This is a genomic window from Methylocaldum szegediense, assembly GCF_949769195.1.
GTDB lineage: Bacteria > Pseudomonadota > Gammaproteobacteria > Methylococcales > Methylococcaceae > Methylocaldum > Methylocaldum szegediense.
This window is the reverse complement of the sequence record NZ_OX458333.1, coordinates 1,828,316-1,853,539: the sequence shown is the minus strand read 5'-3', so window position 1 is coordinate 1,853,539 and position 25,224 is coordinate 1,828,316. Positions and strand designations below refer to the sequence as shown.

The following is a 25,224-nucleotide window of genomic DNA, read 5'->3' as shown; positions in this document are numbered from 1 at the left end:
GATGGGTTCTTAGCGTGCGGGAGCGGGCTTTAGCCCGCGCGGGTCGTTCGATCGCGGCTTAGAGCATTTTCCGGTTTGGCGTTGCACCCAAAGTAGGTCGGCAATCCTTTGCCGACGCACGCCGTCCGTGAGGGGCTCTGTCGGTAAAGGGTTGCCGACCTACATCTGATGGTCTGATCGCGGCGTTTCCCAAGTACCGTCAGTATTCCAGCCGAATCGAACCGAGCACCGTCAAAGGTTCGGCGACGGTGATTCTTCCCCTGGGATTGCCATCGATGATGTCGGTCGACTTGTAATACGTCTTGTCCAGGATATTGTTGACGTTGACCTGGGCTGTCATCCGCGTGGGACCGACTCTGAAGCGATAGGCCGCCATGGCGTCCCAACGGACGTAGCCCGGCAGTTGGAAGGTGTTCTCGTTGTCGCCTTCGCGCTGGCCGGCCACGTAGACGCCGGTGCCCACACTGAAGCCGTCCAGGGCCGTGCCGAAAAAATCGTATTTGGCCCAGAAGCTACCGGAGTGCTCCGGGACGTTGGGCAGTCGGTTGCCCTCGTTGCCGCCGTTGTCCTTGAGGATCCTGCCGTCGATGTAGGCATAGGTCGCGATGAGACTCAGACTGTCGGTAAGCTGGCCTTTCAGGTCGAATTCGATGCCCTGGCTGCGCGCCTTGCCCACGGTGACTTGGTCGTTGGGATCGGGCGTCGAGATGTCGGCGGTCTGCATGTTGAGCTTTTCGATATGAAAGTAGGCCAGGCTTCCGGTGAGTCTGCCATCGAGTAACTCGGTTTTGACGCCGGCTTCGAACTGTTCCGCGGTTTCCGGTTTCAGGGGCTCGCCTGAGGCAGAACGCCCAGGGTTGTCGGCGCCCAATGACTCCACGTAATTTCCGTAAACCGATAGCCATGGCCACGGCTGGTAAAGAATGCCTACCCGAGGTTGGAAACGTTCCGTTTCGATAACCGTCTGGTCGATAGCCGCCATGGAAACGTCGGAAAAGCCGCTTTTGCTGTGTGCCCAGTCGTGGCGTCCTCCGCCTAGGATGTGAAGCTTGTCCCAGAGCGTAATCTGGTCCTGGAAATAAAGGCCGAACCATTCGGTCGTTGCCGTGAAGAAATCGGTCGGCGCATGATCCCGAAAGACCCGGTGTTGGTTCAGGTCCACGGTGCCGTAAACGGGATTGTAGATGTCGATGTCCGTGACCGGCCTGAACGAACCGACGGATTCCTGATGGTATTCGTACCAGTCGGCTCCGACCAGTACGTTGTGCCGGATCCCGAAAGTCTGGAAATGGCCGGTGAGATCAATGTATGAACCGTATTGGTGGCGCTCGTAATCGGTAAAGTTGGCAAAGCGTCCCATGCTTCGATTGTCCGGTCGCAGGAACGGATGGACGATGGTTTCCAGAAAATAGTCCTGCAGGTGTGCGACGAAGCCGTTGCGTATGCGCCAGTTCTCGTTGAAACGGTGCGACCAGTTGAAATCGACCAGATAGTCGTCGGTATGCGTCTCGGTTCCGCGTTCTCCCAGGTTGCGGCTGATCGGGACCTTCGCCGGGCGTTTGCCTACGGCCGGAATGCCATGATCTAGCGTGAAATCTGTGTTCTTGTATTCGAAATTCAGATTGAATTCGGTGTCCTCGGAGAGCCGCCAGGTCAGCGATGGCGCCACGAAAATCCGGTCTGTGAAGACGAAATCTCGGAAGGAATCGGCATTCGTGTAGCTGAGATTGAAACGATAGAGCAGTGCATCGTTCCCGGTGATCGGACCGGTAGCGTCGGCGGTGGTGCGATACAGATCGTAGGAACCGAACTGCTGCTGCAGCGAGTAATAGGGCTCGCTTAACGGTTTCTTGGTGACGATGTTGACGATGCCGCCGGGATCGACTCGGCCGTAGAGCATGGCGGCCGGACCCTTGAGCACGTCGATGCTTTCCACGTTGGCGGTCTCGGCGGCATACCCTGTCATGCGAAATCCGTTCCGATAGACGCTGGATTGGCGTGTCGGAAAGCCACGGATGATGAAACTGTCGTTCAGGCTGCCGTAGCCCCAGTCGCGTTGCACACCGCTGACGTTCTTGATGGCGTCTTCCACCGTGATGACCTGCTGATCGTCCATCACTGTCCTGGACACGACCTGCACCGACATCGGCGTCTCCATAATCGGCATGTCGGTCTTGGTGGCGGTGGAGCTGCGGGTTACGGCATAGCTTTGGCCCTTGTCCTCGGTTGTTGCCTCGCCTTTCACCATGATCGGAGACAGTTGTACTTCCTGATACTCAGCGGCTGCCAGCCGGATCGGCTCCGGAGCCCGTTCCAGCGTGACAGCCCTAGCCCCGGTGTGACGATAGACGAGGCCGGTTCCGGCCAGAAGTTTTTTAAGGGCTTTGTCCGGCGGGTAGCTTCCGGCGACGCCGGGAGAACGAGCGCCCTTCGCGAGTTCCGCCGGGAAGCCGACTTGCCAGTCGGTGACGGCTATGAAATCGTTCAGCGCGTCTTCCAACGGCTGGGCGGGAATCGAAAACGGCATGGCTTGTTCGCTCCGGGCGGCGATTTCGGCAGCCGAGACTCGCGGGGCGACGAAAAATGCCGGAATAGCCAGCGCGATGCCAATAGCGACTCGCGTGAGCGTGGCTGAGAGGATGGCGGTGGACGGGTGGATTATTGTTCTTGTCATGGATGCTCCCAATGCCGGTGTCGTATGCCTGATTCAGGCTCTGGTTACCGAGACGTTTTAGGGGGTGGGAGCACACACCTCGCGACGAAAAAATTTTTGTCGCGCATTCGGCGGCTGCGCCCCGTATGCCGCCGGGCCACGGACATTTGAAGAACAGGGGCAAGCCCGACTCGTTTTCGGTATTTCCGGGAGTCCGTTTACGTTCTAACGTACCACCGTCAAATAGGGCGAGACGGTCGTGACACGGGCGCCGGCGATGTCCGCGAGGGCGCGGACCACAGCGGCGGTGTCGTCGAGCTTGTAATTGCCGGTGACGCGGGTGTTCCCGAGCTTGGCGTTGGCGATGACGATGAGGCCGGGGTGATAGCGGTCGAGTTCATCCAGCACGTCCGCCAGGGGACGATCCTTGAAAATCAGGCGTCCTTTGAGCCAGGCGAACGTGCTTCCGGAGTCGATGGTTTCCGGCGACGTGACGGTTTCCTTTGAGATCGATACCCGCTGTCCCGCCGTCAACTGGACACCGGCGCCTTTCTCGTTGCCGCAGGCGACGATCCCGCTGTCGACGGCAACCGAGGTTTTCTCCCCGGCCCGAACCGCGAATTGGGTACCTACCACCCGTACGGTCGCGTTGTCGGTATTGACGACAAAAGGCCGCGCGCTGTCAGGGCGGACTTCGAAATAAGCTTCGCCGGCCAGGAGGCGAACGCCGCGCCGATCGTCGTTGAAATCGAGCGCCAGGGCGGAATCGGTGTTCAGGATGACGATGGAACCGTCCGCTAGCGCGATGCGGCGCTGTTCGCCGGCTACCGTAGTGTAATCGGCGCGCCAGCGGTCGATCAGTCCGGATGCAGCCAGCATCCAGCTGGCCAGCAACAGGACGGAGGCCGCCGCGGCCCAACGGCCGGGCGTTCGCCGGCGGTTTCGGGTGGCGGCCGGCGGGATCGCGGCGGGAAACTTTGCCAGCGCCTCGGATAAAGCCGGGGAATTCCATAGCTTCTCCACGCGAGCATAGACCTCGGCATTTTCGGGCTTGGCCGCACGCCAGGAGTGAAAGGCTTTCCGCTCGGCCGCGCTGGCTTCGCTGTCCTGCAGCCGCGCAAACCAGGCCAGCGCCTCGTCTAGCGGCGTGCCGGGGGAATGGGCATCGTCGTCGCCGTTGGAAGTCATGTAGAGGATAGGGGGCGCGTGAAATGGAAACGCTATAGGATAAGACGTTCGGGGTGTGCGGTCACACACCGGTGTCAGAAGATATCGTCTCCCAAAACGGACACGAGATGAGCCAGAGCCGCTTGGACGTTCTTTTCCACGGCGCTGCGGGAAATGCCGATATGACCGGCGATGCCTTCGTAAGACCAGTGATGGAGCTTGTGGAGAATCAGGATTTGGCGCCGCCGCTCGGATAGGCCGGCCAAGGCTTCGAACAGCCTCTCGACGTCCTGCTGTGCTACGGCTTCCTGCTCGGGCGTCGGTGCCGAAGCCGGAATTTCGGCAACCGTTTCCGCGTCGGCGTCCGGACAATCGATCCGAGCCCGCACCTTCGCCTTGCGCAAATGATCGAGAGCGAGATTGCGCGCGGTCTGGTTAAGAAAGGCTTTCAGATGGGCGACATGTTGGTTTTCCGCTGCGCTCATCACTCGAACATAGGCTTCCTGGACGAGGTCCTCGGCGGTCTGCCGGCAACCCACAATACGGAACAAGGTGTGAACGAGCGTTTCCCGGAGATCCAGGAACAAATCGCTGACGCCGGTTGAAGAGTGGTCCATCGACGATTAACGGGGAACGATTTTATTTAGTTATGGCGGCCCGCGACCGGGGCCTGTCGTTGCGCTAGGCGCCATGCTCAAGGCTGACCTTGATACGGGCCGTTTCGACAGGCATCGGCGAGAAGGAGTCGAAGCAACAAGGGTGCCACGGGAACGAGCGAGAGTTTTCCGATCTCGTTCGTGTGGCGAAACGGACTTGCGGGAAGCCGTTGTCGTCTTGGATTCGGGTGGATCGATTATCAATTGAAGCATTCATGGGACGGTGGTCCGCTGTCGATGCCGTTCTCGGGCCGAAAGGTTCGTAAACAATCAAATGCCAAACCACTTCCAAGTATCGGTCCAGCCGGTATGAACAGACGCTCCGCCCATTCGGGCCGTAGAGTTCGAACAGCACCGGATTTTTGTGTGAAACGCCGCACCGGTGTGGAATTTGACGGATAGTCTTTTCCTGAGTCCTTCGACTTCGCTCAGGACAGGCCCTTCGACAGGCTCAGGACAGGCACCGTTCGCGGACGGAAGCCCAGTTAGTCCTGCTTGACTTCCATTCCGTCAAAATCCATCACGCCTGGAGGAAGAACCGGAGCTTATACGACTGGAGGCGCTTTACCGTCCTTGGTTCTGGATTCCGGAGATCCCTGCCGGAATGACGGCTTTGTGGGGTCACATGAGCGAGGTAGGACGGGTTTTATTCCATTTCTAATTCCGAAGTGAATTTATGATCCATGACCTATCACAGTAGAGCAGACAAAGTACAGTCAAACGTTTCAGCTATGGAGTAGAAATGGAACAACAAGCCCAAAAGTGCTAGGCCCTCATCCCCGGCCCTTCTCCAATCGCAAACGGTCGTTCCGGGAGCACCGAAACGACCCTTCCATTCGCAAACGGTCGTCCTGGGAGCACCAGGACGCCCCTTCCCAGAGGGAGAAGGGAGTTAAGCCCCTCGCCCTCTGGGAGAGGGGTTGGGGTGAGGGAATGCGCCGGCTGATGGGACGTTTCCGTCATTTCGGTTTTCGGTTCACACGTTGGCTCAAGTAACTAATTCAGTTTCTAATTCTGAAATGAAATTATGATCCATGACCTAGCAAAATAGAGCGGACAAAGTGCAGTCGAATATTTCAGCTATGAGGTAGAAATGGAATTACAGCCTAGCGGTCTATGCCCTCGCTCACTTTCCTTCCCCTCGGCTACCTTTCAATGAAGATGAAAGCGCTCTATTCCGCGACTTTGCCGTCCCTGGATACATTCACGCGAGAAACGAAGCCCGCGGGACGGACGCGGCCGCGTCAGGCATGGACGACGAGGATCAAAGCCGGCGCCCGCTTCCACAGCAAAGCCATGGTGTCCCGCAGGGTTTGCGGGTCCAGCGACGAAACGCTTTCGTCCAGAATTACCACTTTCGCCCCTTGCAGCAGGGCGCGGGCGATGTAGATGCGTTCGCGCTCGCCGTGGCTGAGTTGCCAGCCGGTTTCGCCCACCAATTGAAAGATGCCGCCGGGCATCCGTTCCAGGAGCGGTCCGAGACCCAAGGCGCGGCATAGGGCATCAGCTTCATCAATGTCTTTCTGCGATGGCGGCCAGTTCCGGCCAAGTAGCAAATTGAACGCCAGCGAGCCCATGAAAATATGATTTTCGTGGAACTGGGGCACCAGCGCGATGTGGCGTCGCCATGCCCGCTCGCCCAAGCTGGCGCGGTCCAGGCCGCCGATCAGGCAGAGCCCGGCTTCCGGCAGGCGTTGCCCGGAAAGGAGCGAGGCCAGGGTGGATTTACCGCTCCCCGAGGAACCTTCCAACAGCACCCGGTCATCCGCTCCGATATGAAGGCTGGCGCCGCACAACACCGGATTGGACTGACCAGCGTGTCGGTAGATCAGGTTGTGCGCCTCGATGATGGGGCGCTCCGGGTCGGAATCAGTCTTGTTGCCGGAGACTTCGGGGTGTCCCAGGACTTCAGAATGGGCTGCGGCGCGCCAGAATGGACGGATTTGTTCGAAAGCCACCCAGGCGCCCAGTATTTGCTCCAGCCCCTCGCCAAGATGGCGAAAGGCCAGGTACGCAGCCAGCACGCCTCCGAGGCTGAGCGCCAAGGGTACGGCGCTGCCGCCGCCGGCGACGAAAGCGGGGACAAGCGAGGCAATGCCGACGAGCAGGCCGCCGCGCGGCAGTATCGCCCGTAGGTTCAGGGCGGCGCGGTCCCGTGCCAGACTGACTTGATAATAGCTCGTCAATGCATGGTCCTCGCGAGCGTTCCAGCGCTCCCGAGATTCTTGAACCGCGCGGGTGCGGTGACCCACCATGCCCTCTACCAGGATGTCGGTCAGGGCCAGACGGGTTTCCGTCCAGTTTCGTTGGTGCCGTAGGTAATATACGGCGAATCCCACGCCAGCCAGGGTCCAGGTGGCCAGCACGAGTAACGGCCGGGAATCCTGAGTGAGGCTGAGAATGCCGAAAGCCATGACCAGTTCCACCAGGCCCGTCAATCCGAGAGAACCGCCGGCCACGGCCATTTGCTCCAGGACTTCGGCTTCCAGGATGCGACCCAATAGACGTCCGATCCCAAGGTGGCGGATTTCGTCTGGATCCAGCCGTAGCGCGCCGGCTAGAAGACGCCGCTTGAGCAGGGCGCCGGCACGGATCGCGAACCAGCCGGTAGCTCCGGAAGCGAGCAAGCGCAGTGGAAGCAGGGTCAGGAGCAGCAGCGCCCAGGCTTGCAGCCAACCGATGTCGAGATGTCCGGAGAATACGCCTTGTCCCAGCAGCCACCACGCACCCAGCCACAACAGGAAGGCCAGGGTATGAGCGGCGAACAGGGTGCTCAGCAGCCCCCGTACCCGGTAGTCGCTTGCCTGTCGGCTGAGCGAAGTGGTGCATGCAGGCCGGACCAACCAGCCTACCCGGATGCGGCGATCGGCCAGAAGTTCTTCCAGCAAGGCGGCGCGTGCACGAGCCTGGCGGATCCCTTGTACGCGCGCGGCGGAAATGAGGGTGTCAATATCGGCGGCCAGTTCGTCGTCCAGTGCGCGGCATAGTGCTTCCCGTACCGTTTCCAGAGACAGGCGCCGCCGTTTCAGATCCGCACACAGGACGTGAAGAGTCTTACCGCGCCGCTCCAGCACGGGTAAGAAAAGATTCTCGGGCAAACGCAACACGGCCGGCGCGCAGCGGGCAAGAAACGCACGGATGCCGGCGTAATCGGTTTCAACCGCTTCGATTTCGAGGCGCAGATGCGCGGCGGTTCGGGATAACTCGAATTCCAGGGCGGCCTCGGGGTCATCGCTCCCGAGATGTGGTGCGACCTGTACGCCGTGCGCAGCATCGGCCCAGCCGCGGGCGTAGCCCAACGCGGCGACCGCTTCGCCCAGGCGATCAATGGGCCAGGCCAGCTTTTCGAGTTCGGGCGAGGGGATCACGCGCCGCCGGCAAAGCGAGAGGTTTCCCAGTGCTCGCGGCAGATCAAGGTGTGGGGGTGTTCCGGACCGACGGTTTTTTCGAGGATGTCCAGCGCCCGCCGGAACAGTGCTTCGGCCTTCCTGCCCTTGCCGATGGCCGGATACAGCATTCCGAGATTATTGAGGCAGGTGGCGGTGAGCGGGTGGTCGGGACCCAGGCAGCGCTCGCGGATGTCCAGCGCCCGCAGGTACAACGCCTCGGCTTCCGCCAGGTGACCTCGGGCTTCGGCGATGGCACCGAGATTGTTGAGCAGCAGCGCAACTTCCGGATGTTCTGTGCCGTGCCGGGCAACATGAATCTTGAGGGCGCGGCGGTAGAGGACTTCGGCCTCATCGTATCGGCCCTGCCCATCGAGAATGGCGGCTAGGGTGCCGTAGGTCACGGCCAGTTGCGGATGAGCGTCCGGCAAAACCCTTTCCAGTAGAGCCAGTGCCCGGCGGCACAGGGGTTCCGCCGCGGTATAGCGGCCTCGTGCATGATCCAGACCGCCCAGGTTGTAGAAGATACCCGCCAGTACCGGATCATCCGGTCCGTGAAGGCTTTCCAGGATATCGTGTGCCCGCCGATAGGCCGATTCGGCCTGATCATAGCGCCCCCAGTACTTATAGAGCATGCCCAGATCATTGAGGGTAATCGCCAGTTCGTGGCTGTCCGGGCCGAAATGCTCTGCCATCAGCGCTACAGCCCGAGATAGGAGAGACTCCGCCTCCGCGTAACGGCCTTGGGCGCGTAGGGCCGAAGCGGACTGGCTCAAGCCATGCCGGCGGATGCGCTGGCATGCCGCCAGTGTATCCGCGTCGGTGTTCGCGACCAGTTCCGGCTGGGCGAACAACCCGTCCATGATCGCGACCGCCCGCGCGCTCAAGTGTTCCGCTTCGCTGTATTCGCCCCGCTCGTAATGGGAGGAGGCGAGATTATTGAGGACATTGGCCACGTCGGGCTGATCCGAGCCCCCGTTGGCTTCGAACAGTTCCAGGGCGCGCCGGTATAGCGCAAGGACTTCCTCGCCGCAATGTCCCTGCGCGGACAGGTGGTCAGCCAGATCGTTCAAGGCAGAGGCGAGCTCTTCCTCCGCATCCGGTTGTTTTTCGAGCGAGGCGATACGTTCGCGTAATTGGTGTTCGGTTTGGTTCATGGTTGTTATTCTTTTTTTTCCGAGCGGTGGGTGTGTGGGAAGATAGCCGGCATCCGGACGAAAAGAAAGCGGGAAACGGCTCGTTATAACGTTCGGTCGACCTCCGAATGGTGCAGCCCATCAGCGAACGGCCGTTCAATTCTCCGTGAAACCCGCCACATCTCTGCCCCAGCCTACTGGGAAAGCGGCGGCTTTCTCCGCTTCCGGTATCCGCCGTTCCTGTACTTTTCCATCTTCTACCCGCAGCCTCCGCCAGCGTGGGTCTCCCCAGATTTCTTCGTGTACCGAGGTTTCCGCGTCCAGCAGGGCGCGATAGAGGGATTCCGGATTCTCCGCGAGTTCCGCCGGAGCGCCGTCCTCGACGATGTGTCCGCCGTCCACTACCAGCACCCGCTCGAATCCCAGGGTTTCGCCCACATCGTGGGTGATGCACAGTAAGGTGGTGTCCCGCCAATGAGCATGGGTCCGCTCCAGCAAGGTGCGCCGGAGCGGGCGCTCCAGGCCGCGAAATGGCTCGTCCAGGATCACCAGGCGCGGATTGGAACGCAATAGGCCTCGGCCTACCCGCACCCGCTGCCCTTCGCCTCCCGATAGCCTTCCACCACCCTCGCCGAGGAGAGTCTGGAAGCCGTCCGGCAGGCGCTCGACAATGCCGAGCAGCTCCGCGGCGCCCAGGGTCCAGGACAAGTCCGCTCCCGGCTGCGCGCCGTAGAAGAGATTGTCGAGGAGACTTCTGTTCCATAGGCGGACGGCAGGATCGATCCAGACCAGATACCGCCGCAGGAGATCGATACGAGCGGCGTCCAAAAGCTCGCCGTCAATCCTCACCTCGCCCTCCGCTGCTCGATGCCAGCCCAGCAGCAGCCCCACCAGGCTGGATTTCCCTGCGCCGGATGGACCGACGATGGCTACGTGGGAGCCGGATGGGATATGCAGATCGATAGCGTGTAGCAAAGTTTGGCCACCGGCATGGACGGTGACATTTTCCAGAACGATTTCGACCCCGGGCAAGGAAGCTTCGGGTGGCTGTACCGTCGGGGTGGCATCCCATTCGACCGGTGCGCGCAGAGGCTCGATGAGGCGCAAGGCCAGGTTACGGTGCATCGGATACTGCCGCGCCAGAAGGGCGATCTCCTCGCCTAGCGCCGGGATGTGGAGCGCCCAGTAAGCCAGGAGTAGCGCGCCGGCTGGGTCCGAAACGCTCGCGGCATAATCGAACAGCAGCCAGACCGCCAGACCGAAACCGGCCGCCGCCTGTAGTCCCTCCGCCAGCCATTGGACACGGAACAATTGCACCCGGGCGTCGCCCCAGGCCACCATGAGGTCTTCCTGTTCCCGGCGTATCGACGCTTCAGCGCCATGGGAACGGATCGCCGAGAGCCCCAGCAGGGTATCCAGATAAAAGCGGATGAGCGAGCCGTTGTGGGTTCGCGCCCGCAATTCCAGTTCCTCGATACTGCCGTTGAAAGCCAGCGGCAATCCCACTCCGAGTACCACCGACAGCGCGGCGATCGGCGCTCCGGCGGGATAGAGCCAGGCGATGGCCGCACCGGTAATGATGAGAGTCATGACTGCGCGGAGCAATTGCCCGCCCAGTTGCGGCAGGCGCCCGAGCCGATGCACAACATGGCTGCGCTCGGCCATGTCGGAAACCGGGCGGCTGCGGAAATACTGATCGGGCAAGCGCGGTATCCTTTCCAGCACGGCGATGCGGAGGCGTGTTTCGAGGCGGCGACCCAACCGAAGCAACCCATCGGTGACGTGCAGTTCCAGCCAGAGCAGGGCGAGGACGAACAGCAGCAAGTAGCCGGAGGCGGCAAGCCGCTGCGGCATTAATTGAAGGTCGTGGCCCAGATCGAGTACGCCGCGCAACAACAACGCTTCGAGGACAAAGCCCAATGCCGTCAGCAGCAGACCGCCGCCTAGTGCGGTAAAGGACAACCATCCGTCGCCGTGCATCAACTCCAGCAATTCTCGCAACGGGCGCGGCGGGGCCTCGGCGCGGGCGGCGGCGAGCTCGATGTTGAGCGGCGCGGATGTTTCCTCATCCTCGCTTTCCGCCGCGGGACGCTCGGCCAGGTGTCCTTTCACCCGGATCAGGACCGCGCCCTTGAGCAGGATTTCCTCTTCTTCCGTCTCGTCTTCGGGCGGCGCCGGGCGCACCGACCAATAAGCTTCCGGGATGAACCGGAGCGCTTCTTCGGGCGACGAGGCCGCCCGATGCCAGACGTCTTCCAGCACGGCATAGGCTTCCCGGCCGGGCTTGAGTCCCTTGCCGCGAACCAGCGAAGCGGTCAGTCGGGTAGCGGCATCGAGTGCCGCCAGGGATTGCCAGCCGGGTGTTTCCGCCGCCTCGGCGGATAGGGCGGAGGCGGTGTTCTCGAGTCCCAATTCGCGCAAGCGGCGATTCAGTGGGATGAGAAAATCGTCCGAACGCGCCCATTCCGCCCAATCGGCGGCGGACACGTTCATGCGATGGATGTACAGATTCCTAAGAAAGTACTTGCGGGTCTGCCAGCAGCGGCCGGACGCGGGGTCCATCAGTTGTACCCAGCCGCCGTGCCGGCGCCAGGCTACCACGAAGTGGGGCAGCCCGGAAGGCAGGCAAACCGTGACGATCGCGGGCAAGGCGCCGGCCTCGGGGATCAGCAAATGGTCCGGGGGCAGCATGACCTGCTCGGCATCGAGCCCCAGGAACTTGGCGAGTTCTTCCAGGGTATCGATGGATGTCCCGTCCACGTCGGTCTGGCAGGCTTCCCGTAATCGCCCGTAACTCACCCGGATGCCGAAACCTTCGAGCAAAGACTTGAGCGCCGCCGGCCCGCAGTCCATGAGCGAGGTTTGGACGACTTCGGGGACGAGAAAGCGGCGCGGGAACGTTTTCATCGCGGAATCGGCCAACGTGGATCGGGCGAATGCCGGCACGAAAAAAACCGTTCCCGCTTTAGATGGCGGGAACGGTCTTTATCGCCGGTCAGCGAGGATCAGCGACGGAAGGTCTCGCAGCGGTTAAATTTAGCACCGCCGGCTTTGACTTTGCTTTTTACTTTCATGCGATTTACCTCATCGTGCATTTTTCAGGATAGCGGGAACGGTTTTTCCACCGCTCGCTGAACATCAGCGGCGGAAGGTCTCGCAGCGCTGCAGGACAGGACCGCCGGCTCTGACTTTGCTTTTTACTTTCATGTCGTTCTCCGACACGTTGACTTCACACATGTAACTGCGGGGTGACAATCTCCAGCATCGCGAAAAAGCATAGCGGAACTCCCTATAAGCCGGAAGTGAAAAAATACCCGTTGCCACTGCGATTCATTTCCCTTTCGATATGTCCACGCTCGTTTGCTCGGCCTTGGCAGTTCGCGTGGTCAACCAGCGCCCAACGGCCCGCAGTACCAGCCGGGCCGGGGATATTCGCTCCACTTCGATCTCCGTCGTGCCAGTAAGGCCATGCGCCAAGGGAATGGAAGGCGTCGATTCGGGGCGGAGAACAAGTTCGACCCGAACACGGTCGCCCAGAGGATCGTTGCCGACCGAGTCGACCGTTGCCGCCAGCGTGCCATACTGGGTCCAAGGAAATCCGTCCAGCCGCAGTCGGGCCTTCTGGCCCGGTCGGATTCGGCCCACCGCGGAACTACCGAACCAGGCTACCGCATGCGGTTCGCCGTCGGGAACCACTGCGCCCAATACCTGTCCGGCCTGTACCACAGTGCCGGCGCGCACAATTTCGACCCGTCCTAGGTACCCGTCGATGGCAGCCCGGATGAAATGTGCATCGATCCGCTGCTGAATGGTACGCGCCTCGGCCTCCTCGGCCGATGCTCGACCTTCCAGATCGGCTAGCTTGCGCTGGAGTTCGGCGATCTTCGCCCGGCGGTCGGCGATTTCGACCTCGGCTTCCCGGCTCATGCGACCTGTGTTCGCCTGGCGCGCGCGGACCGCCGCATGGCCGGCTTTGGCCTTGGCTTCGGCTTCCTGAAGAGCTTCCTCGGACACGAGTTTACGGCTTGCCAGCATCCGCCGGGCGGCTGCCTGTGATTCGGCGAATCGGGTTTGCGCCATCGCTTCCTCGGTATTAGCGCGAGATTCGGCAACCAATAACGTCTTGGCGCCGAAATAGGCCGCAAGACCGGCTTCGCGTGCTTCGATTTCCGGGCGCAAGGCAGCGGCTTGGGCCTTGAAGCTGGCCAGGCGCGCTTCACTGCGGGCGAGGGCGAGGCGTTCAGCTTCGGCATCGAGTTCGACCAGCACCTCTCCCTTCTTGACTCGGCGGCCCAGTTCCAGCTGGGCCCTCACCACCCGTCCGTCGATCCGGGTTGCGATCGGATGCGCGGCGATCGCAACTTCCAGGCTGGTTCTATCCGAGACTTCGTAAACCTTGACTTGCCCGCCGAGGAACCAGATCAGCCATCCTCCCAACAATAGGCTTGCAAGCCCGATGCCGAAGGTTCTAGGCCATGGAGAGTCGGCATCGAGGGCGCGCCAAGTACGTTCGAAGGAAGCGGGCATAGGGTGGATTCAGTGGATCAATAGCCGCAGCTTCTCCGCCTGCTCCACGCGGATGCCTTCATCCGACCGGAACCACGATACCTATTGAAAGCATCGACGTACGGCTGGACGTGCTGCGCCACGTCAAAAATTTTCATCTTGCGGCTAGGGCGGATCGAAAATCCAAGGGGCGATTTTGCCGATGGCGTGCGAATGATGGACATGAGGTGAAACACTGTCAAGCACGGTCCATCGCGTGAACGAAGGGGTGCCGACCCACGTGCCATACGCGCGTTCTCCATGACTTTACGGCCATTGAGCGCGTCGATGGCGCCGAAACACCGCACAGATCGCGACCGTCGTTCTAGCATAGAGGAATCTTGTGCTGCAACAGATCGCAGTCATGGTCCCCCGCATTTCGCCACGCTGCAGGCTGGTTACCTAGCCACGCCCGGATGATGCGTGCGGAATACGGGAGACCGTTCTTTGAGGGACGCGAACGCCTCACTCAACCTTAACAGTGCGGCGCTTGGCCTTTTCCACTTTGGGCAGGGTTATCTCTAGCACGCCGTTTTGGAACTTCGCCTTTGCCTTCTCGCTGTCCACAGCAGCCGGCAGGGGAATGGTGCGACTGAAAGCGCCGCGACCGATCTCACAGCGGTAGTAGTCACCCTTCTCTTCCTTCTCCTCGTAACCGGTGCTTCCGCGGACCGTCAGGGCGTTGTCGGTAAGGCTCACATCCAGCTTGTCCTTTTCCACGCCGGGAAGTTCGGCTCGCACCACGACTTCCTCGTCTCGGTCGATAAGGTCCATGTTCGGCAAGCGAGCCTCGATGGGAGGAAGGACCCGACGCCACCATGGCCTTTGCCAGCGAAAAGGCGTCAGCCACCCTCTAGGAAAGAAATCCTCGAATGCCTGCTCCATGCGCTCGAAAAACCGATCCATCTCCTCGATTGTAGTGAGCGCGTGGGATGGTGTGGTTTCCTCTCTGCGTACCGGAACGTCAGCCATGATTCACCTCCTTGATTCGCTAGGCCGGCTAAAGAGCCGTTCGCATAGTTCGACACTTCCGTTTCGAGCCTGTTTCACCGCGAGAATACGAACTTCGGTTCAAAAGGATTTCTTAGAACCTTCCACACCCGGTTTCAGAGACGAACCTCGTCGGTTTCGCCCAACTCGAGTTCCTTGATTACCTCGGCTTGCTGCTCGCTGCGGACTCGGTCGAGATAGGTCTTGGCCTTGTCGACTTCGTGCGATAGAAGGTCCACGGTTTGTTTCATATTGGCCAGCGCTTCAGTTTTGTAAGTCGCTATGGCGTCCATGGTTTCGTAAATGTTCTCGAACGCCTGTTTCAGCTGATCCAGGGAAACGGCAGAGCTGGTGGCTTGCTCGTGCGTCTGGGCCGCCTGTTGTTTGAGGAGGCGCGACGTGGAGGCGATGAGGTTGCCGGTTGTGGTGTTGAGGGCGGAAATCTGATCTAACACCAGCTTTTGATCGGTGAGGGCTTGGGCCACAATGACCGCGGTTCGAAGCGCAGATACCGTCGTCGAGGTGGCTCGGTCGACGCCCTTAATCAACTCCAGATTGTTCTTGCGGATCATGTCCATCGCCAAGTACCCCTGGATCGTGACCGCAAGTTGTGTCAGGAGGTCTTGGACTTTCTGTCGTGTGTAAAACAGCATTTCCTCGCGGATGACGCGCGCTTTCTCCGGATCCTTGGCCTCGATTTCCGGGAGGCGGCTTTCGATCGCCTCGTCCAATTTCTTGCCCAAATAGATGTACTGTTCGAGCTTTTGCATGATCTCCCAGGCATGCGCTTTTTCCTGTTCCAGGGCGGCATTGTCCTTGCGAAGTTCGTCCTGGCCGTTGTATAGCGCCTGGATGATGGCGTTCAGATGGGTCTGAGCAGACTGGTAGCTCTCGAAGTAGTTCTTCAGCTTGCTGCCTAGCGGGATGATGCCGAGCAGCTTCCGCGGGGAGAGAAGATCGCCCTGGCGCGATGGATCGAGCTGTTCCACGGTCGCGCGCAGTTCTTGAAGCGACCTCGAAATGGTGGACGATTCGTCGTAAACCCCGGACTTCATGGCTCGCACGGGGCGCTCAAGGAGTCGGTTGGATACCGACGCGGCGGCCCGGATTTCGCGATTGCCCATACTGTGCACGCCGGACAATCGCTCCCGGAATACGGGGTCGTTAACGTCGGCCTCTAGCACCGCATGAAGGAATTCAGTGATTTTTTGGTCCAGTTTGGAAATGGTTGCCTCATCCAGTTTGACCATGCTGGTCGCTTGTTCCTCTTTGATTTCGGGGACCGGCTGGGGCGGCGTCAAGGTCAAGGTGTCGTTGGCATCAGCCATGGTTATCTCCGGGGTGAAATAGGATAAAGATAGTAATAGTAAGCAAAAGCCGATTTCGCAGTGCAACCGTAGATGGTCATCCGGGAAGGGGCGCGGCTGGGCCTTTTGCGATTCCAGTCTGGATGACCCTTCAATTAGATCCAATTCGCTGCGATTTATCGAATCATTCGAGCCGATTACGGTTGTCCGATATCCCGGACGATGATGGCTGCACCACCGAGGGGGCTACGTTCGATCATGAGCCGGCCGAGATAGGTTCGCACGATGGAATCCACGATGGCGAGGCCCAGACCGTGTCCAGGCACCGAGCTATCGGTGCGCTCGCCCCGGCGGGTGACGCGTTCTGTAACCTCCTCGGCGACTCCTGGGCCGTCATCGTCGACCCTCAATTCGAGATGGGGACTCTTCCCCAGCGGTTCCAACACCATTCGGGCTCTGAGCTCGACGCGACTCCGACACCATTTGAAGGCGTTGTCGAGAAGATTTCCCAGAATCTCGAGCAAGTCGCCTTCGTCTCCGTGAAAGACCACGTGATCGTCGACCAGGATTCGACAGTCGACCTGTTTTTCGGCATAGACCTTGGTTAAGGCGGCCACGACCTGCCGGGATTTTTCCGCGATGCTGACCGGCGGGGTCAGACTGGTTCGTCCGGAAGCGGCGGCGCGCTTCAGCTGATATTCGATAATACGAGTCATGCGGTCGATCTGTTCCTGGGCGACCGCACGAATATCGGCATCGGGATTCGAACTCTGCCCCTCGATGGCGCCACGCAATACAGCCAGCGGGGTTTTCAGACTGTGCGCGAGATCGCCCAGGGCGTCCCGATAGCGGGTGAGGTGAGACTGTGCGTTGTCCAATAACGCATTGAGATTGTCAGTCAACCCTCGAAGTTCCTCCGGGTAGTCACCGACGAGTTTTTCCGCGTGTCCTGCCTCGATAGCCGCAAGATCGGCGGCGACCCGGCGAAGCGGTGAAAACGCCCAGCGTAATATGGCGCCCTGAACCAGCAGCAGTACCAGCGCCGCAGCGCCGAGCCAAGCCCAGAGACTGCGCCGGAATTGATTCACCTCCGCATAGAAACCGTCCAAGGTTTCGGCCACCCGGAAAACGAAGCGGATTGGCTTCCGACGCCCTTCTTGTTCCCAGAGTACACTGAAGGTGAGCACATAAACGGGCGTGCCGTCCTCCAATACGGCCTGCGTAAACAGGGCCGTGCCGGTCGGGGGGACCGGCGTTGCGGGAATCTGGATGCCCGTTGCGGAAGGGGACCGCCAATCCGGCTTGCGTCTCCCTCGTCGGATTTCGGCATAAAGTCCGGAACCGGTTTGATTGAAACGGGGTTCGTGTAGGTTTTCGGGGCCCCTCATGATGCCGCGGCTATCCAGTTCCGCCCCTGCCAGCAGGGTATAGACGAATCCTTGTAGTCTGTCGCGCATAGCTGCCTTCGCGCTGTCACGGAACGCCTTGTCGAGGACCAGGCCTGTCGCGCTGAGAAAAGCGACGAGTACCACGCTGGCGACGAGCAGCCCCCTCGTTCGAAGGGAATAGGTCATCCGGGGGTACGTTCCAGCGTAAACCGGTAGCCGCGCCCACGAAGCGTTTCGATGGGACGGAGGGTGTTCTGCGGGTCGAGTTTCCGGCGCAGGCGGGCGATGAAGACTTCGATGACATTGCTGTCCAGGTCGAATTCCTGATCGTAGATGTGCTCGATAAGGACGGTTTTGGAAATGACCTTGCCGGTATTCAGCATCAGGTACTCCAGAACCTTGTATTCCTGGGCAGTCAATTCCACGGGCTGGTCATTAACTCGAACGGTCTGCGCCCCGGTATCGAGCGCGATCGGGCCGCAGCGCAGCACGGATTGTGCGATGCCCGCGGAGCGCCTTAGCAGGGCCTTGGTTCGGGCGAGCAGTTCTTCGAAATGGAAAGGTTTGCTCACATAGTCGTCGGCTCCGGCGTCCAGTCCCTCGACTTTGTCTTGCCAGCGGTCGCGGGCGGTGAGGATCAGGACGGGGAAATTGAGGCCGTCGGCGCGCCAGCGTTTGATAACGTCGATGCCGGAGATAAACGGCAACCCTAGATCGACGATCGCGAGATCGAACGGATATTCGCTACCCATGAAGACCGCTTCCTTGCCGTCGGCGGCAGTGTCCACGGCATAGCCCAGGGCCTGTAGGCGAGATTTGAGCTGGGCGCGTAATTCGGCTTCGTCTTCCACAATTAACAGGCGCATGAGAATCGTTCCGAAGAGGGTTGTTCAAACGGTTTCAGCGGCCAAACCCCATGATGTAAACGAATCGCTCCAGGCGCGACTTCCGAACCCTCATCCTCGGGCATCGACGTGGAAAATCTTCACCCGGCCGTCCGGCAACAGCACTTTGATGCGATAGGTGACACCGCCGCCGTTTCGGACGGTATCGGCCGCGAGGATACGGCCACCGGTTTCACGTCGGATACGCTGGATGGCCTGGTCAAGGCTGATGCCGGGCCGGGCCTGTGGCTGGCGCGCGATGAAAGGCGTGACCGGAGCGTCCCGCCCGAACGGTGGCTGTGGATAGGCGGGAGATGCCGCCAGCAGCAGGCAGCCCAGGATTGCGGAAGAAAAGCGTTTGTTTCTCACGCGGCTCGATGCGAGTGGGGCGTTTCCGAGAAGCAAGCCGGGTGGCGAAACGCCGCCCGGCTCTTGAGTAGGCGCAGAATATCACTCTCCGTTCCATAGCGACAACGGACGCTACCGAGTCACCGAGCAACGAGGTAGCGCCTGGACTCAGTGTGCGATCTCATGTCCCAATACCGCTCCGGCCACTGAACCCGCGATGATGGCTCCATGATTGCCGTATCCAACCTGTTCTCCGACCAGGCCGCCGAGCACGCCGCCCGCGACGATCGGCAAGGCTCCGGCTAAACCGCTGCCGCGACCGTAATAGGCGGGATAATGGTTGTGGTAGACCACCCGAGGCGGATGGTAATGATGTACTACCCGCGGCGGACGGTAATGGCGCGGCGCAGGCGCGTGGTAATGGTGAATCACTTTGGGGCCATGATGATGGTGGTGGCCATGGTGGTGATGGTGATGATGATGCCCGTGGCCCCCATGGCGGCCTCCAGCTTCGGCGCCGGAAGCGAAAGCGAATAGGCCGGTAGCGAATACGGCAATCATCATTTTATACAGTGGTCTCATGACTTGATCCCCCGTTCAAACACTTAAAACTGGCGCCGGAACCAAACCCGTGATGTTTGCCGGCAGGATGAAGATAGTCCTTCGTCCCTGAATGCACGCTGAACAGGATGGTAAGCCTCGACCGAACGGGATCCCGAGCCGAATCAGGCAATCAGCTTCAGCCCCGGCGGAAGCGCCTCGCCGAAGAGGCGTTTTTCATCGGCCTCGGTAAGTTCTTTCACTTCGGACACCATGGCGATCCACGACTCCGGCGCTTTGCCGGCTTTCAGCCGTTCAATGATTTCTGATCGAAGCATCGGGTCGATATCTCGTTCCCGGTCGCCGCTGAGCCTCGCGATGAGAGCCGCGGCAAAGCCCGCGTGAGGCTCTTTCTTGAAGTCGTAGTTCAGGATTCGGTCCAGCCATTCCTCGGCAACGGCGCGGGGAACCACATTGTGTGCACTGCCGTGGAACGGTACGCGCGCCCCGACGCGGCCGAGCGCCCACCAGCTTTCGGTGGGTTCGCCGGGCTTGGCCAGGCGCTGCAGCAGCCAATTTCCGAGGTCGATCTTCTTGGACACCGGCAGCCGTTCCAGCACGGCCGCAAGTCTCACCATGTCCTCGTAACTGCGCTTCTTGCTAAGGGCGGGAAGATTGCCGCGCCGGGCAGTCTCGGGGTTGATGAAGTCGGCCAGGTCCTCGAATATCGAAAGCTGTGCCTCTTCGTTCAGGCCGCCGGCAAGCCGCCGCCAGCAGGTCCACCACTCGGCCCAATTTTGGATTTCGTTGACGAACTGTAAACCTTGCCGGTAGACGGCGAAGACCTGTTCTACCCGCCAGTCGTCCAGGGGATAGCCGAACCCCGGACGGAGGCAGTACCCTGTCAGGCTGAACCACAGGCGCTCGTGTTCGGCGGATCGCCGCCGGTGCGGCAGCCCTTCCAGCAAAGCGCTGAACAGATCGCGCAATAAGGCGGTCTCCCAGCCGGCTCGGGGGCCTAGAATCTTTTCAAGTTCCGAACGCAGCCCCTTAACAAGCTTGGTATCGGCAGCCTTTGATTTTTTGCCGAAAACCAGTCGGATTTTCTCCACGGCCTGATCAACGCGCGGATGTCGGTGAGCTTCGGGCAAGACCGCTTGCGGGGCGGCCTGCCGCAATTGAAATTCGATCTTCCAGCGCCGTTCGGTATCGTCGGCCGCGACACAATGCAAATCGAGCGTACCGATCTCGGTTAGGGCAGCGACAATACGGACGGCTTGCTCGGTTCGGCCTTGCGCGCTTTCCCGGTCCAGAATCGCGGCAAGCGGCGGCAAGCGGACGAAACGATCGTCGTCGATTTCGGTCAGCTCACCCGCCTCAAAGCGTCGGTCTTCGCTGGATGATGCCAGATTGAAGCGTACCGGTTGTCCGAGCCTGAGCAGGAAACTGCGGTCGGTCAACACGATCTCGCGGCCTTCCTCGGTTCCCCGCGGCAGAATGCAGACACCCTTGGGCGTTTCGTTGGGACCCGTTTCCACCATCAGAAAGTAGCTTCGGGCCGAGCCGCCGCCGATGCGCTGAACCGCATGGCCACGCCTCGCGAGCCCGTAGGCTACCGCGCCGTAGGCCACAGCCAAATCGGGACGTTCGTTCTTTAGCAGAACCGGGCGTCGGTGTCCCCATGAGGTCAGGAGGTCTACCACACGTTCGGCCAAGGCCGAGCTGCGGAATAAGCCGCCATTGAGCAGCACGGCATCCGGGACCGGCTCGGCGGCCTCTGCGCCGAGCGCTTCACGTGCCGCTTCGGAGTGTTGTGTGAGAAAAGCGGCCAGGTGTTTGCTGATCGCGGGATCGGCGGCATAGGGCAGACCGAATTCGACCACGCCGATTCGTTTTCGATCGGGATGGTCGGCGAGACCGGTCATCGGCAGGAAGCCGTCGAGCGCGACGTCGCGGACCTCGTCTCGGGTCAGTTCGACCGAGCGTGCGCCGCCAATGAGCCGGGCTCCGGCGCCGAGCAGCGTTACGGTCACAGATTCCGGTGGGTCGGGCGCGAGCAGCCGTTCTTTGGCCAGCCGGCATTGTTCGACCAACTGGAAAAGTTCGGCCGCGGACAGCTTGCGGTCTTCACCCACCAGCCGGCGTTCTGCGAGATGCGCCAGGGTCAGGTCGATGTTGTCGCCGCCCAGCATCAAATGATGGCCGACCGCGATCCGGGTGAGCTTAGGTTCTTCCCCGCCCGGCTCCACCTTGATCAGAGTCAAGTCGGTTGTGCCGCCACCGACGTCGCAGACCAAGAGCAGGCGGACGTCGCCGAGTTCCTCGCGCAAAGAGGCGCGGTGATTCCAGAGCCAGTCGTAGCAGGCTGCCTGCGGTTCTTCGAGCAGGCGCACGTTAGGAAGTCCGGCCAGCCGGGACGCTTCCAGCGTCAAAGTGCGCGCGGCCTCGTCGAAGGAGGCGGGCACGGTGACCACGATTTCCTGATTTTCCAGCGTCGCTTCCGGATGGCGGTAATTCCAGGCCGAGCGCACATGGCGGAGATAACTCGCGCTGGCCTCGACCGGAGAGATCTTCGGAATTTCCTCGGGAGCGCCCCAGGGCAGAATGGGCGCAGTGCGGTCCGCGCTGGCATGGGACAGCCAGCTCTTGGCGCTGGTCACGAAACGGCCCTGGGTTTTCGCGCCCAAGGCGCGTGCCAGCTTGCCGATGACTGGACGGTAACCAGATGGCGTTTCGGACGATGGCCAGGGCAGGCCTGCGTCCGCTTCGGTCAATTCCTCCAAGGAGGCGTGATAGCGGACCGAGGGCAGGAGCGGTTCGGCCGCGACTTCGCCCGGTGCGACCAACTGATCGATGTGAAAAAGCCGGATCTCGGCACGTGCGGCTTTGACGAGATCGGCATAGGCCACCACGGTGTGGGTCGTGCCGAGGTCGATGCCGACGAGATAACGAGGCGTCTGGCTGGGTTTTTCGGGCATGGGTCGGGGAGGTGTCCGCAGGGGTATGTCCCCTGCGGTTCGAAGGGTTATTAACCGAATGGCCAAAAGCCTTTCTTGGACGATGTTTCGTTGCCGGAGGTTTGCGCTGCGCTTTCTTCCACGGCGGTTTCGGGCTCGTCCTCGCTCGCAGCGGCTGAAACATCGCCCAGGATCGGTTCCTCCGGCGCGACATTCTCATCCGATGGCAAGGGTTTCTCGCCCGCACGGACGTCGAATTCGACATTCCAACGCTTTTCGCCGTCCTTCTCGACCGCTTCCAACTGCAGCGTGCCGACCTCGGTCACACGGGCCGCCAGATGGACCGGGACGATATCGCCGGTCTGGTGCTCCCCGGCCGGCAAAGTGACTTCGATTTCGTCGAGTTCTTCCAACTCGTCCTCCGACCAGTAGTCGAGGCGCGTCCCGACCACGTCGTCGCGGCGGACGGTGGATGCGAAGAAGCGGAAACGTACCGGCTCGCCGACGACCAATCCGAACTCGTAGGGCGGCAGATCCGCCTCGGTCCCTTCCTCCATGCCGAACGGTGCGATGCACAAGGCCTCGATCGGCGGCGGGAAGCCCGGTACGGCAGGCATGGCGCTCTCGACGCCCACGTAATAAGCGGCGGCAGTGCCTCCACGGATGCGGACGCCGCGACCCTTGCGGACATAGCCGTAATACGCGGCGCCGCGCGACACGGCCAGATCCAAATCGGCGCCGTGCAGCAGCCGTGCATGGGGCGCGCCGTCGGCCTCGAGCCAGCTGTTCAGCACCTCGAGCAGGCGATTTTCGAGTGCGGGCGATTTGAACACGCCGCCGTTGAGGAGCAGCGCAGTGGGATGCAGGAAGCGTGCATCAGCAGGAAGGTCGAATCCCTGCAATTCGCCGGTCGCGCCGATCTGTCGGCTCAAGAAGGCGGCGAGATGGCAGGTGATCCGCGCATCCTTGGCATAGGGAAGGCCGAGCGTCGTCAAGCCGGTGCGAGCCTGAACGGCCGGGCGGTCGCTGATCTGTACCCGCGGAAAGAAGCCTTCGACTAGGGTCCGCTCGACTTCGCTGCGCGTCAAGCTGGTGCGCAGGGTACCGCCGATGAGCGACGAACCGCGGCTGGGCACGACCACTGCGACTTCATCCGTTTCCGTATCGGACAGCAAGGATTCCTTGGCGTCCCGGCAACTGTGCATGAGCGCCTGGATCTGCCACGGCTCAAGCCGTTTGCCTTCGGCCTCGAGCTTCATTTTGAGGACATAAGCCAGCGCCAGGTCCATGTTGTCCCCGCCGAGGAGAATGTGATCGCCGATGGCGACGCGGTTGAGGACCAGATTGCCTTCCTCCTCGGTCACCGCGATCAACGACAGGTCGGTGGTGCCACCGCCCACATCCACGACGAGAATGATGTCGCCCGGTTTTACTTGCTCACGCCATTTTCCGTCGCTGGATTGGATCCAGCTATATAGCGCCGACTGCGGTTCTTCGAGCAGAATCGCCTGGCGTAGGCCGACGGCGTGGGCGGCCTCCACTGTAAGCTCCCGTGCGGCAGGATCGAAAGACGCCGGCACCGTGATCACCAGATCCTGCTCGCTCAAAGGCGCGTCGGGATAGCGGGCGTTCCAGGCGTCGCGCATGTGACGGAGGTATGCGATAGATGCCTGAAGCGGCGAGACCCGCTTGACCTCTTCGGGAGACTGGATCGGCAGGATAGGCGCGCGGCAGTCGACGCCGGAGTGAGATAGCCAGCTCTTGGCGCTCGACACCAGGCGTATGGGGGTCTTGCTGCCGAGTTGCCTGGCCAGCTCGCCGACGATGGCTTCCGGATGTTCGTCCCAGGGCAAGACAATGTCGCCGGGCGCAAGCTCGGCTTCGTGGGCTTGATAAAGAAAAGAAGGCAGTTGTTTTTTTTCTCCGATCGTGCCGGGGGACGTCAGTTGCGGAATATCCAAGACCTCGATCGGCGCTTTTTCGCCGTCGCACCGGCTGAGATCGACATAGGATACGACGCTGTTGGTCGTGCCGAGGTCGATGCCTACGGAATACTGGGGCTCACTCACAATTCTACCTCTGCTTGGGCGATGATACGTACGTCATGTCCTTCGGCGACCTTGGGCAGTCTGACGGCAGTGGCGCGCCAGCCGCGGTGTATCAAGGTGCCGGTAAAGGGCGGCTCACCGACGATGTTGCCGGTAGGCCTGATGCTCGCGGCGTCGAAGCCTTTCGGCAGGGTGATGCGCGAGTTCTCCTGCTCTTTGCGCACCGGTTCGAGCTCGAAATGTTGGCTCAGTACCCTGCGACACCCTTCATGCACGACGCGGGCTGCCGCACCGATCTCGGCGTCGGAATAGGCTGCGATGTTTTCCTGTACGAAATCGACGAAACGGGCTTCTTTCTGCAAGAGCCCGAGAAGCTGCAGGGCCGCGTCGGGAGTGGCTTCTTTGACAACGACGGGCTCGGGACGTTCCAGTTTTTTTGGTTCCGGTGGCTTGGGTGCTTCCGGGACGGGGGTGGGAGCCACCTCGACGCGAGCCGGCTCGGCTGCGGGTTTTCCGCGTCGCAACAGGGCGATGACGGCTACCGACAGCAGCAGGATCTGAAGAATCAGCAGAATGACCACCAGAACCGCAAGCCCGATGTGGACGGCGTCAAACGTGGTGGGTATGAGTGTTGGGTCGAATTGCATTCGGTTCCTCTTTATTCGTTGGATGATATTCTCTGAAACCACGTGTCGCCGCGACACGCAAGGGCGGCTGCGTGGATGATGCAACCGACCGGCCGAGAATACGAGCTCGAGATAGTCGCGTTACGGCTGCCTGGTCGCCGTTTGGGCGGCCTGGGTAGCCATGAACGTGCGCAAGATCTGACGCGCGACCTGGGTACGACGAGCGCGCATGTAGCGTTCGGAGATCGCGGCCGGGACCTTTTCGCTGTCGAACGCGGCTTTCACTTGCGAGAGCTTGTCTTCGCAGGTTTTCAGGACACTGTCGGTGATCGCTCGCGAATCCACCGGCTCGCCGATATGCGCCCGAGCCTCGGTGTTGACGCAGCCTTGATAGGCGACCAAAGCCAGGTTGACCTTCTCCAGGGTCTGGTCGGAAAGCGTAGTGCCACGCCATTCGTCCTCGGCGAGAGCCGGCGGCAAGGCCGAAACAAGGATTCCGGCAATCAGCGCACGGGGAAAAAGTCTCATAACCTGTGACTCCTGTGTTCGTCGAATGACCATTATCCGTTCGATTCTACGCGATGTTGAGGATC

At 60.9% G+C, this 25,224-nt stretch carries 17 protein-coding genes; all 17 read right to left on the bottom strand.

All coding sequences use genetic code 11. The annotated features are described in order from the left end of the window. Positions 1-199: 199 nt before the first annotated feature. Positions 200-2,674 carry a TonB-dependent siderophore receptor gene (locus tag QEN43_RS07900; RefSeq protein WP_051331633.1) on the bottom strand — a complete coding sequence of 825 codons (2,475 nt, stop codon included), beginning with the start codon at positions 2,672-2,674 and terminating at the stop codon, positions 200-202. Between the two features lie 204 nt (positions 2,675-2,878). Then, a complete protein-coding gene (locus QEN43_RS07895; RefSeq protein ID WP_026610340.1) occupies positions 2,879-3,841 on the bottom strand; it encodes a FecR family protein in 963 nt (320 codons plus the stop codon). Positions 3,842-3,915: 74 nt separating this feature from the next. After that, on the bottom strand, positions 3,916-4,437 hold the full coding sequence (locus QEN43_RS07890; protein ID WP_026610341.1) for an RNA polymerase sigma factor: 522 nt from the start codon (positions 4,435-4,437) through the stop codon (positions 3,916-3,918). A 1,283-nt stretch (positions 4,438-5,720) separates the two neighbouring features. Next, positions 5,721-7,844 carry an ATP-binding cassette domain-containing protein gene (locus tag QEN43_RS07885; RefSeq protein WP_317963913.1) on the bottom strand — a complete coding sequence of 708 codons (2,124 nt, stop codon included), beginning with the start codon at positions 7,842-7,844 and terminating at the stop codon, positions 5,721-5,723. Further along, positions 7,841-9,019, bottom strand: a complete 1,179-nt coding sequence (locus QEN43_RS07880; protein WP_051331634.1) for a tetratricopeptide repeat protein — start codon at positions 9,017-9,019, stop codon at positions 7,841-7,843. The genes QEN43_RS07885 and QEN43_RS07880 overlap by 4 nt, the downstream gene beginning before the upstream one ends. A gap of 135 nt (positions 9,020-9,154) precedes the next feature. Then, the gene (locus tag QEN43_RS07875) at positions 9,155-11,905 is read right to left on the bottom strand and encodes an ATP-binding cassette domain-containing protein (RefSeq protein WP_036268774.1); all 2,751 of its coding nucleotides are present in this window, start codon (positions 11,903-11,905) and stop codon (positions 9,155-9,157) included. A 423-nt stretch (positions 11,906-12,328) separates the two neighbouring features. After that, positions 12,329-13,525, bottom strand: coding sequence for an HlyD family secretion protein (locus QEN43_RS07870; RefSeq protein ID WP_051331636.1), 1,197 nt, complete (start codon positions 13,523-13,525; stop codon positions 12,329-12,331). A 483-nt stretch (positions 13,526-14,008) separates the two neighbouring features. Then, entirely contained in the window at positions 14,009-14,515 is a 507-nt protein-coding gene (locus QEN43_RS07865) for an Hsp20/alpha crystallin family protein (RefSeq protein WP_026610344.1), read from the bottom strand. Positions 14,516-14,649: 134 nt separating this feature from the next. Next, the gene (locus tag QEN43_RS07860; RefSeq protein WP_026610345.1) at positions 14,650-15,861 is read right to left on the bottom strand and encodes a toxic anion resistance protein; all 1,212 of its coding nucleotides are present in this window, start codon (positions 15,859-15,861) and stop codon (positions 14,650-14,652) included. Between the two features lie 176 nt (positions 15,862-16,037). Next, on the bottom strand, positions 16,038-17,414 hold the full coding sequence (locus QEN43_RS07855) for an ATP-binding protein (RefSeq protein ID WP_026610346.1): 1,377 nt from the start codon (positions 17,412-17,414) through the stop codon (positions 16,038-16,040). Further along, the gene (locus QEN43_RS07850) at positions 17,411-18,094 is read right to left on the bottom strand and encodes a response regulator transcription factor (RefSeq protein WP_026610347.1); all 684 of its coding nucleotides are present in this window, start codon (positions 18,092-18,094) and stop codon (positions 17,411-17,413) included. The genes QEN43_RS07855 and QEN43_RS07850 overlap by 4 nt, the downstream gene beginning before the upstream one ends. 90 nt (positions 18,095-18,184) lie before the next feature. Beyond that, on the bottom strand, positions 18,185-18,481 hold the full coding sequence (locus QEN43_RS07845) for a PepSY domain-containing protein (RefSeq protein WP_156912731.1): 297 nt from the start codon (positions 18,479-18,481) through the stop codon (positions 18,185-18,187). A gap of 147 nt (positions 18,482-18,628) precedes the next feature. Continuing rightward, positions 18,629-19,042 carry a hypothetical protein gene (locus tag QEN43_RS07840; protein ID WP_156912732.1) on the bottom strand — a complete coding sequence of 138 codons (414 nt, stop codon included), beginning with the start codon at positions 19,040-19,042 and terminating at the stop codon, positions 18,629-18,631. A 143-nt stretch (positions 19,043-19,185) separates the two neighbouring features. Next, positions 19,186-21,978, bottom strand: coding sequence for an Hsp70 family protein (locus tag QEN43_RS07835; RefSeq protein WP_026610348.1), 2,793 nt, complete (start codon positions 21,976-21,978; stop codon positions 19,186-19,188). Positions 21,979-22,028: 50 nt separating this feature from the next. Then, complete coding sequence (locus QEN43_RS07830) at positions 22,029-24,026, bottom strand: Hsp70 family protein (RefSeq protein ID WP_026610349.1); 1,998 nt, start codon at positions 24,024-24,026, stop codon at positions 22,029-22,031. Continuing rightward, a complete protein-coding gene (locus QEN43_RS07825; protein ID WP_026610350.1) occupies positions 24,023-24,652 on the bottom strand; it encodes a DUF2760 domain-containing protein in 630 nt (209 codons plus the stop codon). The genes QEN43_RS07830 and QEN43_RS07825 overlap by 4 nt, the downstream gene beginning before the upstream one ends. A gap of 120 nt (positions 24,653-24,772) precedes the next feature. After that, entirely contained in the window at positions 24,773-25,159 is a 387-nt protein-coding gene (locus QEN43_RS07820) for a hypothetical protein (RefSeq protein ID WP_026610351.1), read from the bottom strand. Positions 25,160-25,224: the final 65 nt, after the last annotated feature.

Coding starts and splice junctions, on each gene's coding strand:
- QEN43_RS07900 (WP_051331633.1), bottom strand. CDS start 2,674: ATGACAAGAACAATAATCCACCCGTCCACCGCCATCCTCTCAGCCACG.
- QEN43_RS07895 (WP_026610340.1), bottom strand. CDS start 3,841: ATGACTTCCAACGGCGACGACGATGCCCATTCCCCCGGCACGCCGCTA.
- QEN43_RS07890 (WP_026610341.1), bottom strand. CDS start 4,437: ATGGACCACTCTTCAACCGGCGTCAGCGATTTGTTCCTGGATCTCCGG.
- QEN43_RS07880 (WP_051331634.1), bottom strand. CDS start 9,019: ATGAACCAAACCGAACACCAATTACGCGAACGTATCGCCTCGCTCGAA.
- QEN43_RS07875 (WP_036268774.1), bottom strand. CDS start 11,905: ATGAAAACGTTCCCGCGCCGCTTTCTCGTCCCCGAAGTCGTCCAAACC.
- QEN43_RS07870 (WP_051331636.1), bottom strand. CDS start 13,525: ATGCCCGCTTCCTTCGAACGTACTTGGCGCGCCCTCGATGCCGACTCT.
- QEN43_RS07865 (WP_026610344.1), bottom strand. CDS start 14,515: ATGGCTGACGTTCCGGTACGCAGAGAGGAAACCACACCATCCCACGCG.
- QEN43_RS07860 (WP_026610345.1), bottom strand. CDS start 15,861: ATGGCTGATGCCAACGACACCTTGACCTTGACGCCGCCCCAGCCGGTC.
- QEN43_RS07855 (WP_026610346.1), bottom strand. CDS start 17,414: ATGACCTATTCCCTTCGAACGAGGGGGCTGCTCGTCGCCAGCGTGGTA.
- QEN43_RS07850 (WP_026610347.1), bottom strand. CDS start 18,094: ATGCGCCTGTTAATTGTGGAAGACGAAGCCGAATTACGCGCCCAGCTC.
- QEN43_RS07840 (WP_156912732.1), bottom strand. CDS start 19,042: ATGAGACCACTGTATAAAATGATGATTGCCGTATTCGCTACCGGCCTA.
- QEN43_RS07835 (WP_026610348.1), bottom strand. CDS start 21,978: ATGCCCGAAAAACCCAGCCAGACGCCTCGTTATCTCGTCGGCATCGAC.
- QEN43_RS07825 (WP_026610350.1), bottom strand. CDS start 24,652: ATGCAATTCGACCCAACACTCATACCCACCACGTTTGACGCCGTCCAC.
- QEN43_RS07820 (WP_026610351.1), bottom strand. CDS start 25,159: ATGAGACTTTTTCCCCGTGCGCTGATTGCCGGAATCCTTGTTTCGGCC.